Raw genomic sequence first — 16,656 nt, 5'->3', positions numbered from 1 at the left:
TTTAGATAAGTTTTGCCTGGCTTTAGTCTTCCTTAAACTTAACAATAGTCGCACCGTTGCCGCCCATATTATAGGGAGCAAAGTGGAAATCCACCACCCGAGAATGGCGTTTGAGATAGTTTTGCACGCCCTTGCGCAAGGCCCCTGTCCCATGGCCGTGGATAATCGTGACCTGGCCATAATTAGCCAGGAGCGCAGCATCAATATAGGCATCCAAACGTTTCATGGCATCATCATAACGTTCTCCCCTCAAGTCGAGGCTGGATGACACTGACTTAGCTTTAGAGGCTTTAACACTAGCTCTTGCTGGCTTGTCTGTTGCTGCCTGTTTGCTCTTGCGGAGGAGTTTAAGATCCTTGCGTGGCAGGGTCATCTTCAAGATCCCCATCTGAACTACCCACTCATCATCTTCCCTTTCTTCCATAACGACGCCTTCTTGACCATAAGGAATCACCTTCACTTCATCGCCAACTTCTAAAGTTTTAGCCGCCTCTTGGGCCGCTTTTTCTTCTTTAGCTTTCTTAAGCACCTTATTCTGCTGCAATTGCTGTTCTTCGTAGGTTAAATCGTCAAGAGCTTTCTTCTTATCGATCATCTCATGTTCTTTGACCTGTGATTTGCCTTGGTCAAGCTGCCATTGGCGGATATCTTGCAGGATTTTATCGGATTGTTTCTTACGTTTTTCCACAATCTCATTGGCTTCTTTTTTAGCCCGCTGTAGGTATTTTTCCTTATCTTCCCGCATGGCTTGGTAGGCTAATTTTAAATCATGGAGGAGGTCATCGGCCTTCTGCATGTTCTGATTGAGTTGCTTGGACTTGCGTTCAAACTTCTGCCGCTGTTCATCCAAGGAGAGGAGCATATCATTAAGATTGTGGCTATCGCTAGAGATATAGGAGCGAGCTTCTTGGATAATGTCATGGTCGAGACCCAAACGACTAGCGATATCAATGGCATTAGACCGTCCGGGTTCCCCGATCAAGAGTCGGTAAGTTGGACTCAAAGTCTTCTCATTAAATTCGACACTGGCATTGATGCTGGCTGGGTGTTCATATGAGAAGGCTTTAAGTTCTGGATAGTGGGTGGTTGCCATCACCTTGGCTTGGCTATCTGATAAGCGGTTCAGAATCGCCATGGCCAAAGCTGCTCCTTCTTGAGGATCTGTCCCAGAGCCCAGCTCATCGACTAAGACCAAGCTTTGGCTATCCACTCGCTCCAAGATCTGAATAATATTGGTCATATGCCCAGAGAAGGTACTCAAGTTCTGTTCGATCGACTGCTCATCACCAATATCAGCGAAGATTTCATCAAAAACTTCAAGCTTTGAACCTGGTTTAGCCGTAATGAATAGACCAGACTGAGCCATTAACTGAATCAGGCCCACTGTTTTAAGGGTGATGGTCTTCCCACCTGTGTTGGGTCCAGTGATAATAATCATTCGATAGTCCGAACTGAAGTAAATATCATTGGCTACGGCCGTATCGGCATCTAGGTAGGGATGGTAGGCTGCCTTAAGAGCAAGCTGATCGCCTGCTTGTGCAAGTACAGGTTTACTGGCCTGGTAAGCTTTAGCCAATTGAAATTTGGCATGGATAAAGTCTAAGTGGCCAAGCAGCTCGTTATTAGACGCTAAATCCGCAAGAACGGGGACTAAGTTGGCACAGAGTTCTGCCAAAATCCGCTCAATTTCTTCCTTCTCTTCTCTTTTGAGAGCCTGCAAACGGTTGTTGCTTTCCACTACCACTTGGGGTTCAATATATAAAGTTTGTCCACTAGCACTCTGGTCGTGGACGATCCCCCCAAAGGCATGGCGGTAGGAATGTTGGACAGGGAGAACATAGCGGTCATTTCGAATCGTTACCAGCTGGTCACTCAAATAGGCGCTTTTATTGGATTTAATAATTTGGTTCAGTTGGCGGCGAATATTGTTCTCCTCGTTGTGGAGTTGGCGGCGGATCTGCATTAAGCGGCTGCTTGCCCCATCCTTGACAGTACCATCAACTTCAATGGCCGCTTCCAAGGCCCGTCTCTCTTCCGCCAAAGCGACTAACTGGTCCAGGTAAGTTTGGATCCATTCAAAGACTTCCTCCTCTTCCTGGAGCCGCCCCTGGAAGTTAAGCAAGCCCTTAACTAGAGTTAGTAGCTGTAGAATTCCTGCTAGCTCTTGGCCATTTAAAGAAGCTTGGATCTCCAGGCGCTTTAGGCTAGGACGGATATCGTTCACCCGACCCAATGGCATTTCCAAGGTCAAGGCATCCAAACGGCAAAATTCTTCAACTTCATCGAGCGCTTGTTGGATTTCCTTTCGATTTGTCATGGCTGTAAGAGACTGGCTCTTCTCGCTAGCAAGCGGGTGTTGGCAATATCCCTTAACCTCCTGACGAATACGGTCAAATTCAAGTGTTTCAAATATTTTATGATTCAAACAGAGCATCCTCCTTCGCAAACACTAGAGATTTAGGGCTAATCCATCAAAAATAAAAGCAAACATCCACTGACTTAAAAGGGGACTTTGGAATAAAAGTCTAGAAGCAAAGAAATCGTCGCCTAAAAATGTCTGCACTTGTGGGTGCCCTATGAAAGTTAGCAGCTGTAAGCTGAAAAAAATTAAAAAATAGCTATCTAGCAAGGCATAAATCCCCACTAAGCTTAGCTGGGACTTGCTTAGCTGCACCGACTGCTGACTCGAAGTAAGAACAAGTAGAGGCCTAGTCAAGCGGCGCAAAAGAAGTAGAGTAAAAACGAAAACGAAACAAAAAGCCGCTAATCTGAAAAAAGCTGTATCCAAGTTAGGAATCAGTTCTCTTGGATAAAAAGCGTAAGTCGTATCTAAGTCATGGCCTGGCAGAGGAAGGAAAAGTTCCAAGGGGCCTACTAAAGTTGGGCTCAAAACACGAGCCAGGCTAAAGGCGGAGGCCAAGGTCAAGGCATAGGCCCCTGCTCCCCAGCCTCCCAATAAATAGGGTCTTCGATAATAGGCTAAGCCCTTGATCAAACTAAGCAATAAAAATAAGATAAGAATCATAGCCAGATGCGCTCCTTTGCACTAGTGGCGGCGGGTCTTAGTCAAGCCTCCCTGTTTGCGATCCGATGAAGCGCTCGGCTGACTCGCTGTCTTTTCTTGGCTTTGGTCGTGACGATCAACTGGACTGACTGACTCAGAAGCATCCCGCTCTTTTAACAAACGTTGAAGAGCTTTAGCAAAATTTTTATGGAGAAAATGAATTTCCTCTTTTAAAGCTTTGACTTCAGCTTCTAACCCTCCAATATCGCTGGCCGTTTCTTGGCTCTGATTACGATTTTCAACTGACAGCTCAAGGTCTAAGCGGTCGGAAATAGCATTGACTGCCGCTAAGAGGGCTTGTTCTTCAGTTGAGATAGCATAATGGCTAGTCTGCATCTCCTTCATTTGTTGGTTAAGAATTTCAACTACCTGGTCGACATGCGCACGCGACTTATCGCTGACAATGGTATAGTCTTGGTTAGCAATTACGACTTGATGACGCATTTTTTTATTCTTCGTCATAGGCATCCTTTCTCTCCTTAACTGGTCATTCTTTATCTATTTTAGCATGAGTCGATTAAAGGCGCTAGTCAGTCGCTTTTATTTCCATTGTATTTATCCTTTCAGAAATCTCAGCTTTTATGATTTTTTTTTGACAAAAACCTGGCGTTCCATGGTATCATTGAGAACGACATACTAGATGTCAACCGCTTCTGTCGGTTGAATTTTCATCAAGATTGGAGAGAATACATATGACAAGAAAGGTATTGTCCTTTTTTGCTGTTTTAATGACAGTTTTTCTGGCAATTGCAAGTGTCTTGCCCCAGCCAGCCCAAGCTGCTGAGTCAGAAGCTAGCACGCAGTTTAACCAAGAAAAAATTGAACAGGGTTTGGAAAGCCCGGGGATCCTAAGAGTCGGAATGGAAGCTAACTACGCGCCCTTCAACTGGACCCAAACTTCCGATGCCAATGGTGGTTTTGAAATTTCTAATGCAGACGGCCAATTCGCCAATGGCTACGACCTACAGATTGCTAAGCGCCTGGCTGACAAGCTAGGGCTCAAGCTGGAAATTGTCAAACTGGATTGGGATGGCCTTCCCCCAGCCCTGGAATCAGGCAAGATTGATGCGATTATCGCGGGCATGTCCCCAACGCCTGAACGACTCCGCCAGATTGACTTTTCAGATCCTTATTATAATTCGGATATCGTTATCGTCACCCGCAAGGACAGCCCTTATGCCAATGCCAAGAGCTTGGAAGACTTCAACGGCGGCCGCCTTACTGGCCAATTAAATACTTTCCACTATAACTTAATCGACCAGGTGCCAGGTGTTAAAAAAGAGACCGCCATGGATTCCTTCCCTACCATGATCTCATCCGTACTCAGTGATAAGATCGATGGCTATATCTCCGAACGGCCAGGTGCCCTAGCTGCCTTAGCAGCTAATGATGATTTAACTATGGTGAGCTTTGAAGAAGGCCAAGGTTTTGACCTCGGCGACCAATCCAGCTCAATTTCGGTTGGCTTGCGCAAGTCCTCCCCTCTCACTTCAGAGATCAATGCCGCGTTAGCGACTATCTCTGAAGATGAACGAAACCAAATCATGGAAGACATGGTTGATCTCAACCAAAGAAACCAAGAAGCGGGTTTCTGGGGCGAAGTCGCTGGGATCTGGAAGACCTACAGTTCCCAATTCATCAAAGGGGCAACAAATACCATGTTCATTGCCCTCGTTTCAACCTTAGTCGGCTTCTTCATTGGCCTCTTAATCGCCATCTACCGGACCATTAAAGTGCCTAAACATAATCGTTTGGGGCAAACACTATATAAGATCGTTGACTTTATTATCATGGCCTATATCGAAATCTTCCGTGGCACGCCAATGATGGTTCAAGCCATGCTGATCTTCTATGGGTCCAAGCTCTTCTTCAATATTGATATGAGCTCCATGTTTGCTGCCTTACTGATCGTGTCTGTGAATACCGGAGCCTACCTAGCCGAAGTTATCCGGGGCGGGATTATCGGTGTTGACGATGGACAGAGTGAAGCTGCTAAGGCAATCGGGATGAACCATTTCCAAACTATGACCTATGTGGTGCTTCCCCAAGCTATCCGCTCAATCTTACCTGCCCTGGGTAATGAATTTGTGATTAATATCAAAGATACCTCTGTCCTTAACGTAATCGCTGTAACGGAGCTCTTCTTCGTGACCCGTTCAGCCGCCGGGACAACCTATCTTACCTTCCAAACCTTCTTCATTACCTCGATCATCTACTTCGTCTTAACCTTCACCACGACCCGTATCTTGCGTCTCGTCGAACACAAGATGAGCGGCAGCGACTCCTATACTGTTTACCAATCATCAACAAGTGAGGTGGAAATTCATGACTAATGCAATCTTAAATGTTGACCACTTAAAGAAAGCATTTGGCGATAATGTCGTACTTAAGGATATCGATTTCTCAGTCAGTCCAGGTGAAGTCATCTCCATTATTGGCTCATCCGGATCAGGTAAATCAACCCTCTTGCGCTGTCTAAACCTGCTTGAAGAACCCACTGAAGGAGACATTCGATTCCATGACCAATCAATTCTCGCCAGCCACTTTGACCAAAATAAGTTTCGAGCCAAGGTCGGTATGGTCTTCCAGCAATTCAACCTCTTCAAAAATATGAACGTTCTTGAAAACTGTGTGATTGGCCAAGAAAAAATTATGAAACGCAACCGCAAAGATGCGGAACAAGTGGCCTTAGCTAACCTGGAAAAAGTCGGCATGGCCCCCTACCGTGATGCCATGCCCCACCAACTTTCGGGGGGACAGCAGCAGCGGGTAGCCATTGCTCGGGCCCTCTCCATGGATCCAGAATTACTTCTCTTCGATGAGCCCACTTCTGCCTTAGACCCGGAAATGGTCGGTGAAGTTCTCCAGACTATGACCCAGCTAGCCGAAGAGGGACTGACTATGATCGTTGTTACCCACGAGATGGCCTTTGCTCGGGACGTCTCCAACCGCATCTGCTTCATGGATAAGGGGTACATCGTAGAAGATGGCGAACCTGACCAGGTGATCAACCACCCTAAACATGAACGAACGAAAGAATTCCTAACCCGCTATTTAGCTGAAAAATAAGAAAAATTGGCAGTAGCTAGTTTAAAAACTAGGACTGCCAATTTTTTATTTGGAATATTTAGCTTCAATCTTGGCGAACCACAGGGAGAAAAGCACCCCTGCAACCAGCATTAAAACGGATAAAAGTAAGTTGGAGAAGAAGCTCAATCCAGAAGCTGCCAGACCTTCCGCGGTAAAGGTTGGAAAGACGACAGTCGGGAAGATCGCCAGCGAAGACCCGATGACTGTTCCTAAGATAAAGTGGTACATCTTGGAATAAAAGTGGGCAAAAAGCCAATTGGCGACTTTAGCTAGAGCCAATACACAGAATAAGCCCCCTAAAGCGAGAGGGATAATCACTGAGAAATCCAAAGCTGCGATACCCGCAGACATCTTCTCATAGAGACCAAAGTAAATCAAAAAATTACTTGGGCTCATCCCCGGTACAATGACACCTAGACCAATTAAGGCCCCAGACATTAACCAGACAAAGAAATTCGGTTCAACCGCTGTGAGCGCGCTCCCGCCAACAACCATCAGCAAGAAGAGTAAGACCGCACTGACCCCCATAATAGCCAGGTCAGCTGTTGACCTGCCTTCTTCCCCAGCTTGCCGGTAGAGGGAAGGGAAGGTACCGATCACAAAACCGATAAATAAGCAGGTAAAGAGCCCTTCATAGGCTCCAAAGGCTTCCTTAACTACAAAGGAGAAAAGCAAGATCCCCAACACAAAGCCAATCCCAACTGGAATAAAGTAGCGGACATTCTTCCAGAAATTCTTGGTTAGGTTGCCTAAAAAACTCAAAATTTCATCATAGAGCCCAAAGATAACTGCGAGGACCCCACCCGATAGGCCAGGCAGGATGCCACCGATTCCAACTAGGGCACCTTTGAATATCCTAAAAAACCAATCTTTAGAAAATAAATCATTACTTAATTCTTGATTTTTCACGTTTAAACCTCCATAATCTTTCACTTAACTTCTCAATTATACATGAAAGCCAGATAAATTTAATTAAAGAAGACTAAAATTTTATAAGCTAAGAAAAACTCCCCTTCCTAGACCTAGGCCTAAGAAAGAGAGTTCAAAAGGCAGGCTTAGCGGACACCTCCGCCGCTGCCGCCACCGAAGGAACCGCCACCTCCTCCGATACTAGTAAAGCCACCGCCCCCAGAGCTAGAAACCTCGCTCATGCTCGTTGCCTTCACATAAGACTGGTTGATGGACCGGCTGATCCAGTAATAATTCATTAGAGGGACTTGGTTGAAGCTAGAATACTGGTAGTAGTTGGGATAAACTTTTTCAAATTCCTTTTCTACTTCTTCCAAGATCCCATAGGCGCCGGCATAAAGCATCATTTGGTCCCAGAGACCAACTTCTTTAGCCCCTCTTTCATTGAGCAAGGAGTAGTCGGCAAGATAATTCTTAAAGCCTACGACTTGGTCTCTAAAGACAAATCCTTGATCAGTCAGTGGCAGGTCTACCAAGTCATCCGCCTGGTCGCGTTCCGTCTTTTCCTTAGCTGCTTTTGCTCGTAATGACTTCAAATAGCCAGCTTCCTTCAGATAGGACTTACTATGGGTCTTCATCCTAGCCAAAGCTTGGATGAATTTTTCTGGGTTATTCTCCACATAATGGCTGAATTCTGACTGGCTGAGCTGGTCTCTCTTACCTTGAGCCTTAGCCATTAGCTGGTAAATACTCCCAGCTGGTCCAGATGGTGTCTGGTCAGCAACTAGGCTAAAGAGACTCTCTTCCTTGCTTCTAAAGAGACCAGATTCTAGGTTGGTCTCTATAAGTAAGGCCCCTGAAGCAACCAGGTCAAGCAAGGCAACGGTGAGATAATTTGCCTTGAGGTCTTCAACTTCCATATCTTCCAATAAGGCATAGATTTGATAGACATCCTCCGCCGGTGTTTCCCGGTGGTAGTGGCCCTCCAAACGCTCTTCTGCCTGGGCCATGGTCGGATAATAACGAGCTTTCAGTTTACGCTGCTTGTAGATATGGTAAGCGCCCATAGCTCCAGATACTCCGACAAGGGCAAGGCCCGCTAGGATGATTTTCCCTAGATGGCGGTCCATAAAGCGGTCAAAGGCTGAGGGCCCTTTGGCATTCAAACTCCCGGTTTGGAGATCTTCATAAGTAGCTTCCGGGTCGTAGTCCTCATAGTTATAATCACTGCCCTCAAAGGCGGTCTTGAGATAGTCTTCAAAGGACTTGTCCACTTTGAGGCCGGTCTGATAGGTCCCAGCCGGAATACGAAGGAGGAGAGTAGCATAATTAGAGCCATCGAAATCTCCCTGACTGCTAGCTATGATCTTGCCATTTTCAAAGGAGAGTTTTCCCCTAAAACCAAAGGCCCAGGCTCGATAGCTATTCTCTAAGGTCAGAGGCTCTAGATCTGACTGCAGACTAATTTTAATTTGCCCTGGAGCCGGCGACATAGAGTCATTGACCAACTTCCAGAAGACCATCTGTTCGGTCTGGCTCTGAGCGACAAAGTTATTAATTTGATAGGAGATTTCATAAGTATGAGGCCCGTAAGCCCCTATCCCCCAGTTTAATTCTCCATCTGCTCGACCATAATGGCCTGACTTCTCTTCTTGGGAGGCTTCCACATCCCAATTTTCTTGGTAGGTCAAAGGCTGGCCGTCAACTTTAACTTGGTAATCGACTAGTTCTTGGTCGTCCAGCATGGTCATTGGTTTATAGAGCTCCGTCCCTTCATCGACAACCATATCCCAGACTTCTCGGATCCTGGCACTGCCATCTGGCTGGAGGGTCACGTCGACCTGGATCCCCTTATTCTCATTGGCCCAGACTATTTCTCCAGGCAGGGCCATAACAGTAAGGATAAGGCTGACTAAGAAGAGGAGGAAGCGCTGGTGTCCAGGCTTTACCATTGTGGCATCTCCGCCTTGTCAGGACTAGACTTGAAGTAATCCTTAGGCTGAAAACCAGTTAAGTTAGCAATAATGGAATTAGGAAAGACCTTGATCAAGCGGTTAAACTTAGTCACCATGTCATTAAAGACCATACGCGACTGGCGGACATTGTTTTCATACTTGTCGACGTTCGACATGGTCTGTTGGTAAACACCTGATGCTTTAAGATCTGGGTATTGTTCGACTACCACGTCAATGGCCCGCATGGCTCGTTCGAACTGGGCTTGGTCTTCTTCAATTTGGCTGACACTCGACTGGCGGCTGACCCCAGAGCGTTCGTGGACAATTTGCTTCAAAGTGTCCGCTTCGTGGCTCTGATAGGACTTAGTAGCTGAAATTAAATTGCTCAAAGCATCCCAGCGCGATTCCACTTGAGCCGCAATTTGGGCCATGGCATTGTCTACCATTTCAGCTGTGCCAATCATTTGATTATAGCGTCCAATAACCCATACCACAACTAAGGCAATAAGTGCTAAAACAACGAGTCCAATTATCATTCCCATAATGATCCTCTTTCTATTTCTTAACGTTCAGGTAATTCTTGTACTTCGATCACTTGTAACTTGCCATCTGCGACTGTAAAAATAATATTCTGTTCATAATAACGCATGCCGTAGCGCTTCTCTTTATGTTGCTGGTAAGCTGGCCGAGGATCCAAGGCTAAGGCCTGGTAGGCACCCGGTCGCTTATCTTCAGGAATCTTTTCTAATTCGGCTAGCGGAAAATTGACATCTAAGCGCTCAAAACTTGCTTGGTCGACGAAACCCGAGGCAGCTTGACTATGCGAATCTGCTTCAACTGAGTAAGGTTTAATATCGTATACCGGTGTTTCAGACACCATATCCACCCCTTTGACATAGAGAACGGGCCCCTTGTCTTGAGTCCACTCGATCCGGTCCAAGCGCACAGAAGACAAGCCTAGACGGTTAGGGCGAAAGGGAGATCTCGTCGCAAAGACACCCAAGCGCTGGTTGCCACCGAGTCTAGGTGGACGCACCGTTGCTTTGGTCTGCTCAGCTGCCACTTGAGAAAAGCCCCAAATGAGCCAGAGATAATCAAAGTCCTCAATGCCGCGAATATAGTCCTTCTGCCGGTAAGTTGGGGTAAATTCAATCCGGGCCTCCAAATCAGTCGCCAAGGAGCTCTGTCGGGGGGTTCCAAATTTCTCTTTGAAAGCTGTGTAGATGTAAGCGATTGGTTGAATTTCCATTCTGATGCTCCTTTACTTGGAAAAAGGGCTGGGCCTCAATGCCCAGCCCTTATGTGATGGCTTATGAATTTGCAATTTCATTATAGGCAACCGCAATTTGGGCACCTAGAACCGCATTGTTATAAACCAATTTAATATTGGCATCTAAGCTTCGTCCATCTGTTAATTCAACAATCTTAGCTAGTAAGAATGGCGTGGTATCCTTTCCTTTAACACCAGCTTCATCCGCTTCACGAATGGCTTGGTCAATAATTTGGTCAATTTCTTCGTGAGGAATTTCGTCTTCCTTCTTAATTGGGTTAGTTACCAACATCCCTTGCCCCAATTCAAGATCACGTGAGATCTTCATCATACGGGCAATTGCTTCAGGAGAATCAGCCCGTGTGTTGAGCTCATAATCAGAGCTTGAAGAGAAGAAAGCGGGTAGTTTATCTGTTTGGTAGCCAACCACTGGCACACCTTTTGTTTCAAGATATTCCAAGGTTCTTGGCAGGTCCAAGATGGCCTTAGCCCCAGCACAAACAACAGTTACAGGCGTTTGGCCAAGTTCTTCCAGGTCAGCGGAAACATCCATATGTTCATTATAACCACGGTGAACCCCACCGAGACCGCCTGTCACAAAGACATCGATGCCTGCCATGTGGGCCCCAATCATAGTAGTAGTTACGGTTGTGGCACCGAGACCGCCCTTGGCAATAACTTCTGCCATATCCCGGCGAGAAACTTTAGCCACGTCTTTTTCACTAGCAAGACGTTCCAAGTCTTCTTCAGTCAAGCCAATTTTGATCTTACCATCCATAATCGCAACGGTAGCTGGGGTAGCTCCGTGGTCACGGATAATTTGTTCCACTTGCTTAGCCATTTCCACATTTTGTGGGTAAGGCATGCCGTGGGAAATAATCGTCGATTCGAGAGCCACAACTGGCTTCCCTGCAGCTTGTGCTTCTTTCACTTCAGGACTAATTGATAGATAAGTCTCTTTCATATATACGCCTCTTTCCAAGTATTATCAGCTTTAGAATAACATATTTTTCTAGCAAAAACCATTATAATTCCTTCATCTGATAAGGATAAGGGCAAGTTTTCCAACTTTTATCTGGGATTATAAGAGCTCTTGGCGCAGGGTCTGACCATCTTTAGCTGAAAGATAGGCAGGTGCAATATCGAAGACGGTCTTGGCCCCATATTGCCCCTCTTTGGCTAAGCGAGCTGCAGCCCGAGCGTAGGCCACGTTAACAGCCGCCGTAAATTCTGGATTGGAGTCTAGTTTGAGGGTAAAGTCATAGACCTGCTTATGTTCAGGACTCGTTTGTCCCTGGCGGATAACCGTCCCTCCGTGTGGAATCCCTGAGTGGTCACGGTCTAATTCTTCTTGGCTGATAAAATGAACGTCCACTTGGTCATAAGGCGCAAAGTAGTCTGGCATGTTGACAATTTCTTCTTTTACTTGGTCAGCATCAGCACCTTCTTCTAAGACTGCATAGACTAAACGACTGTGGGCTGTGCCTTGCTTGTAGTCAATGCTTTTCCCAGCATGGAGGTCTTCAATGAGGGCTTGGTTAGGGATAGTGTATTGGACAGCATCCTTGACGCCTTCCACCCGGCGTACCGCATCAGAATGGCCCTGGCTGACCCCCTTACCCCAGAAAGTATAGGTATTGCCTTCAGGGAGGATGGCCTCACCGAGTAAACGGTTTAAGGAGAAGAGCCCAGGGTCCCAACCTGTAGAAATCACAGCGACAGTTTTATTCTCCTTGGCTACCTGGTCCATTTGGTCAAAATACGCAGGGATTTCCGCATGGTTATCATAGGCATCGACGGTATTAAATTTAGCAGCTAGGGCTGGCCCCTGCTCCGGTATATCAGAGCGCGAACCGCCGCAGAGGATCAAGACATCAATCTTATCAACAAATTGATTGATATCAGCTAAGGCATAAGCGGGGCTTTCGGTGTCCAATTGTGCTGGGTCGCGCCGGCTAAAAATACCTACTAATTCTAAATCTGAGGCTGACTTAAGGACTGCTTCAACACCACGTCCTAAATTTCCATAGCCTACAATTCCAACTTTTGCCATTTTTATCACTACTTTCTATTCATCCATTTCATAGCTGAGATCATTCCGCATCATATCGGCATAAGTCTCCCGTTTAACCGCCAAGCGATCCTTAGCATCTTCCAGAAAAACCACTGCGGGCCGTCCCATCCGGTTATAGTTAGAACTCATACTATAGGTATAGGCTCCCGTATTAGGCATTAAGAGCAAGTCGCCAGCTTCCGCTTTGGGCAGAGCTGCTGCCTTCAAGAGGACGTCCCCGCTCTCACATAACTTACCGCCTACCCGGTAGGTCGCTTGGACAGGATCTTTTAAGCGATTGGCTAGTACTGCTTCATACTCTGCTTGGTAAAGGGCAGGTCGGATATTATCGGACATCCCACCATCCACAAAGATAAAGGGCAGACCTGCTTTTGTCACTTTGACTTGACCGACAGTATAAAGGGTTGATCCGCTGGCATTGATCAAGGAACGTCCCGGCTCAATACTCATCACTTGAAGCTCGCTTAAGCCTTGCTTAGCAGCTTCTTCCTTAATATATTTAGCATAGTCGGTTAAGAAACTTGCATAGTCAAAAGGCTGATCACCTTCAGCATAGTAGACACCGAAGCCGCCACCCAGATTCAACTCCTGGACCTTCATCCCGTAATTTTCAGACATTTTCTTAGCAAAAGAGATGACACTTTCAGCTTCTTCAAAGAAGAAGTTTTCCTTGAGAACTTGAGAGCCAATATGGCAGTGGAATCCCGCCAAATCAACCTGGGGATCAGCCAGCATATTCTGGATTAGGCCTTCGATTCTAGAATCCGTCATTGACATCCCAAACTTAGAATCTTCCGTGGTGGTTTGGATGTACTGGTGGGTTTCTGCCGCAATGCCTGGATTGACCCGGAGCAGGAGGCGGATCCTTTGACCAGCTTCTACTGCGACCTCTCTAAGGTGGTGGTAGTCGGCAATAGAATCCACCACATAGGTCCCCACGCCCGCTTCCAGTGCCTCACGGATCTCACTAGCTAGCTTATTATTGCCGTGGAAATAGATCCGCTCAGCCGGCATACCAGAGGCGAGAATCGTATAGAGTTCGCCCCCACTCACCGCATCGATATGGAGTCCTAAACTTTTGACTAATTGGACCATATACTTATTCAAAAAGGCCTTTGAAGCGTAGACCACTCGACAGTCCAGTCCATCTACCTGGAAATTATCCTTAAAGCAAGAAATCTTCTCCTTTAAGGCCTTCTGATCAATAATTTGAAGAGGTGTGCCATATTTTTCTTTTAGTGTTTTAACCCCTATTCCACCAATAAACAATTCATTGTTTTTTTCTTCCATTGTGCCCGTTAAATCCACTCAGACATTCCCCCTCTTATTATTTTCTAATGTTAAAAGATTATCAATTATTTCCTAGCTTGTCAATTCTTAGGACGGCAAAGTTAGCATCTGACAATACCGATATAAGATCATTTTCATATGTAAAAATTATGTTTTATCATTTATTCATAAGTTGAATAATAAAAGGACTAGCACCATGCTAATCCTTAAAATAAAACTTGATCAAAAGATGAACGATAATACCAATAACTATACTGAATACAATCGTTCCTATCCAGCTCAGTGGCGAATCAACTCCTGGCAAGGGCATATTCATCCCAAAAAAGCCCGTTACAATAGTAGGTATAGTAAGAATAATGGATAGGACAGTCAGTACCCGCATGGTTTCGTTCAAATTATTATTTAAGACATTATTAAAAGTCGAGCCCAGTTGTTCCAAGATCTGTGAAGAAAGCTCGGTCATTTCGACCAGCTGCTTGGCTTCGATTTGAACGTCTTCTAGTTCATCCACTTCATCGTCCGTTAAGCCCCTAACGACTCGACCAAGACGGAATTGTTCAAGAAGTAAGACGTTTTGCTTAGCAGAAGTCAGAAAGTATGCAGTCCCTGTTTCAACGTCAGATAAGGCCAGCAAATTATCCTTAGTCGTCCGCTCCCGCAATTCCTTAGTCAAACGGTTACGCTCTTGGACCATGGATTCAACAATAGGGAAGTAGGAGGTGGTGATAAAGTAGAGACACTCAAATAAGAAAGAATGAATGGAATAATTCTTCTCTGCCGCTAAAATTTCCCGCATGCCATCTATAATATATTGGTTTTCTTCATTAGAAATAGTAATAATTCGTTGATCCTTAATAAAGAAAGTTACTGGAAAAGTCTCGTTAAAACTATTAGACAGACGGCGTTTGGGCGCATTATAAATGAGAAGCAAACAATCATGGTCATCGTCGTATTCTACCCGAGCCCTTTCATTGCGGTCTAGGGCATAGGCCGCCATTTCCGCATCGATTCCATAAGTGACAAGGTGTTTTTGTAGGACCTTGGGAGATTCAACCTGGATATTCACCCAAGTATTAGCCTTTTTCGGTCCAAATATTACTTTACCAATCATAGATAGCCTCCTTTACTTACTTGATTATAGCATATCCACCTACTGATAACATCGATTAATAAAAGCGGAGCCAGGACGTAGCTAGCTCCGCTTGTTAAGTCTATTTATTTAGGGGGAAAGGCGAGAAGTCAACGCTCTTGCTAGCCCCCTGTAACCAGGTTCGAGGATGCAGAAAGGGCTCCTCTTCGTAAAAGTCCGTCGAAGGCCTATAGCCTTCTCTATCCTTTTACTCCAGAGCTTCCTTTCTCCCGCATCCTCTCATACCCTTGTTAGTTGGGTTCGCAGTTGCAGTCTTGAAGTGACTTCACCCAATCGGAACGACCGGCTAAAGCCGCTCTTTTCCGTTTGGATTCCAGTCATTCAAGTCTGAACGCAACTGCTCACATCCTTGTTAAATTTCGTATTCGCCAATTCGGTTCCAATTTTTATCGTGGAGGATGATGCGAGCGGGAGCTCCTACTGCTGTTGCATAAGGTGGGACGTCTTCTAGAACAACTGCGCCAGCCCCTACTTTGCTATGGTGGCCGACCGTTACATTACCTAGAATAGTTGCACCTGTTCCAATTTCCACATAGTCCTTAATTGTTGGATGGCGCTTACGTCCTTTTTCTTTACCGGTCCCACCCAGAGTTACGCCATGATAGATTTTAACCTGGTTACCGATCTGAGCAGTTTCCCCGATGACAATACCCATGCCGTGGTCGATAAATAGATTATCACCTATCTCTGCCCCAGGATGAATTTCAATGCCTGTTTCCCGTTTGCTTTTTTCAGACAGGCGACGGGCTTCAAATTGTTCCCCTTCTAGGTAGAGGGCGTGGGCCAGGGCATGGTCACGCAGGGCTCGGATGCCGGGATAGAGCTCATAAACCTCTTGCCAAGATGTCGCCGCTGGGTCTTCCTTATAAATATATTGAGCGAGTTCTATCCAGCGCGTCTCGTCCAGATCCTTAGTCTTCATTGCTATAAGCTCCAGATGATAAGTAACGTTCACCTGTATCTGGTAGGACAGTCAACACATGGTGGTCAGGACCTAATTCTTTAGCTAAACGCTGGGCAGATACATAGTTAGCCCCGGAAGAGAAGCCAGCTAAAATACCATATTTATGTGCTAATTCAACAGCCCCTGCAATAGCGTCTTCATTAGACACTTTATCAATATAATCGATCACAGATTGGTCAAGGATCTTAGGAATAAAGTTAGCCCCCAAGCCTTGAATCTTGTGAGAGCCTGCCGTCCCTTCAGTAAGGAGTGGTGACGCTTCAGGTTCAACCCCCCAGACTTTAGCATCCGCCTTCTCTTCTTTAAGCACACGGCCAACACCCGTTACAGTCCCTCCTGTACCGATCCCAGCTACGAAGCCATCAATCTCTGGCAAATCTTCTAGGATTTCACGGGCTGTTGTTTCCACATGGGCTTGGACATTGGCTTCACGTACAAATTGTCCAAAAACAGGAGCACCAATTTCTTTAGCAATCTCTTCGGCCTTGGCCCCGGCTCCCTTCATCCCTTCAGCACCAGGAGTGAGGATAAGTTCAGCACCATAAGCTTTCATCAGATTGCGACGTTCGATACTCATGGTTTCAGGCATAACGATAATCACACGCAGTTTTAAAGCCGCGCCTAACATGGCTAGAGCAATCCCAGTATTACCAGAAGTCGATTCGACAATGGCCCCGCCTTCTTCGATTTCCCCGCTATCAATCAAGCTCTGTAAAATATACTTAACCGGACGGTCCTTGACAGAACCACCTGGGTTACGGGATTCGAGTTTAACATAGATACTAGCGGCATCTTCTGACGTTTGATCTAATTTAATGACAGGAGTATGGCCGATTGCTTCAGATACATTATTATAAATCATTTAGGTCACCTCATTAAGATTAACTTAT

General features: G+C 45.9%; 15 protein-coding genes. 2 read left to right on the top strand and 13 right to left on the bottom strand.

Annotation, left to right across the window (positions count from 1 at the left end):
• Positions 1 to 22: 22 nt before the first annotated feature.
• Genes QP339_RS05970 through zapA form a run of 3 tightly spaced genes read right to left on the bottom strand, consistent with a single transcriptional unit; the run spans position 23 to position 3,526 of the window.
• Entirely contained in the window at positions 23 to 2,425 is a 2,403-nt protein-coding gene (locus tag QP339_RS05970) for an endonuclease MutS2 (protein ID WP_284910800.1), read from the bottom strand.
• 24 nt (positions 2,426 to 2,449) lie between these two features.
• Positions 2,450 to 3,025, bottom strand: a complete 576-nt coding sequence (locus QP339_RS05965; protein ID WP_284910799.1) for a hypothetical protein — start codon at positions 3,023 to 3,025, stop codon at positions 2,450 to 2,452.
• Positions 3,026 to 3,046: 21 nt separating this feature from the next.
• Positions 3,047 to 3,526, bottom strand: coding sequence for a cell division protein ZapA (zapA, locus tag QP339_RS05960; protein WP_284910798.1), 480 nt, complete (start codon positions 3,524 to 3,526; stop codon positions 3,047 to 3,049).
• Positions 3,527 to 3,756: 230 nt separating this feature from the next.
• On the opposite strand from zapA, the gene QP339_RS05955 reads away from it, so the two are divergent.
• Together QP339_RS05955 and QP339_RS05950 are read left to right on the top strand one after the other, a co-directional pair.
• On the top strand, positions 3,757 to 5,397 hold the full coding sequence (locus tag QP339_RS05955) for an ABC transporter permease subunit (RefSeq protein ID WP_284910797.1): 1,641 nt from the start codon (positions 3,757 to 3,759) through the stop codon (positions 5,395 to 5,397).
• Positions 5,390 to 6,133, top strand: coding sequence for an amino acid ABC transporter ATP-binding protein (locus tag QP339_RS05950; protein ID WP_284910796.1), 744 nt, complete (start codon positions 5,390 to 5,392; stop codon positions 6,131 to 6,133). The genes QP339_RS05955 and QP339_RS05950 overlap by 8 nt, the downstream gene beginning before the upstream one ends.
• 45 nt (positions 6,134 to 6,178) lie before the next feature.
• Here the strand turns inward: QP339_RS05950 and QP339_RS05945 are convergent, their stop codons facing one another.
• The 10 genes from QP339_RS05945 to cysK form a co-directional block, all read right to left on the bottom strand.
• Positions 6,179 to 7,063: a DUF368 domain-containing protein gene (locus QP339_RS05945; RefSeq protein ID WP_284910795.1), complete on the bottom strand. Its 885-nt coding sequence runs from the start codon at positions 7,061 to 7,063 to the stop codon at positions 6,179 to 6,181.
• Positions 7,064 to 7,209: 146 nt separating this feature from the next.
• Positions 7,210 to 9,015: a DUF2207 family protein gene (locus QP339_RS05940; protein WP_284910794.1), complete on the bottom strand. Its 1,806-nt coding sequence runs from the start codon at positions 9,013 to 9,015 to the stop codon at positions 7,210 to 7,212.
• Entirely contained in the window at positions 9,009 to 9,560 is a 552-nt protein-coding gene (locus QP339_RS05935; protein WP_284910793.1) for a LemA family protein, read from the bottom strand. The genes QP339_RS05940 and QP339_RS05935 overlap by 7 nt, the downstream gene beginning before the upstream one ends.
• A 20-nt stretch (positions 9,561 to 9,580) precedes the next feature.
• On the bottom strand, positions 9,581 to 10,267 hold the full coding sequence (gene tsaA / locus QP339_RS05930; protein ID WP_284910792.1) for a tRNA (N6-threonylcarbamoyladenosine(37)-N6)-methyltransferase TrmO: 687 nt from the start codon (positions 10,265 to 10,267) through the stop codon (positions 9,581 to 9,583).
• 61 nt (positions 10,268 to 10,328) lie between these two features.
• Positions 10,329 to 11,252 (bottom strand): pseudouridine-5'-phosphate glycosidase, encoded by a 924-nt coding sequence (locus QP339_RS05925; protein ID WP_284910791.1) that lies wholly within the window; start codon positions 11,250 to 11,252, stop codon positions 10,329 to 10,331.
• A 117-nt stretch (positions 11,253 to 11,369) separates the two neighbouring features.
• The gene (locus QP339_RS05920; RefSeq protein WP_284910790.1) at positions 11,370 to 12,341 is read right to left on the bottom strand and encodes a diaminopimelate dehydrogenase; all 972 of its coding nucleotides are present in this window, start codon (positions 12,339 to 12,341) and stop codon (positions 11,370 to 11,372) included.
• 15 nt (positions 12,342 to 12,356) lie between these two features.
• On the bottom strand, positions 12,357 to 13,670 hold the full coding sequence (lysA, locus tag QP339_RS05915; RefSeq protein WP_284910789.1) for a diaminopimelate decarboxylase: 1,314 nt from the start codon (positions 13,668 to 13,670) through the stop codon (positions 12,357 to 12,359).
• A 181-nt stretch (positions 13,671 to 13,851) separates the two neighbouring features.
• Positions 13,852 to 14,763, bottom strand: coding sequence for a magnesium transporter CorA family protein (locus QP339_RS05910; protein WP_284878563.1), 912 nt, complete (start codon positions 14,761 to 14,763; stop codon positions 13,852 to 13,854).
• Between the two features lie 391 nt (positions 14,764 to 15,154).
• Positions 15,155 to 15,724: a serine O-acetyltransferase EpsC gene (epsC, locus tag QP339_RS05905; RefSeq protein ID WP_070616936.1), complete on the bottom strand. Its 570-nt coding sequence runs from the start codon at positions 15,722 to 15,724 to the stop codon at positions 15,155 to 15,157.
• Positions 15,714 to 16,628 carry a cysteine synthase A gene (gene cysK / locus QP339_RS05900; RefSeq protein WP_284910788.1) on the bottom strand — a complete coding sequence of 305 codons (915 nt, stop codon included), beginning with the start codon at positions 16,626 to 16,628 and terminating at the stop codon, positions 15,714 to 15,716. Before cysK ends, epsC begins: the two co-directional genes overlap by 11 nt.
• Positions 16,629 to 16,656 lie beyond the last annotated feature (28 nt).

The sequence above is a fragment of the Aerococcus sp. UMB7834 genome (assembly GCF_030215145.1).
Taxonomy (GTDB): Bacteria; Bacillota; Bacilli; order Lactobacillales; family Aerococcaceae; genus Aerococcus.
The sequence above is the reverse complement of the archived record's forward strand: the minus strand, read 5'-3'. Positions and strand labels throughout refer to the sequence as shown.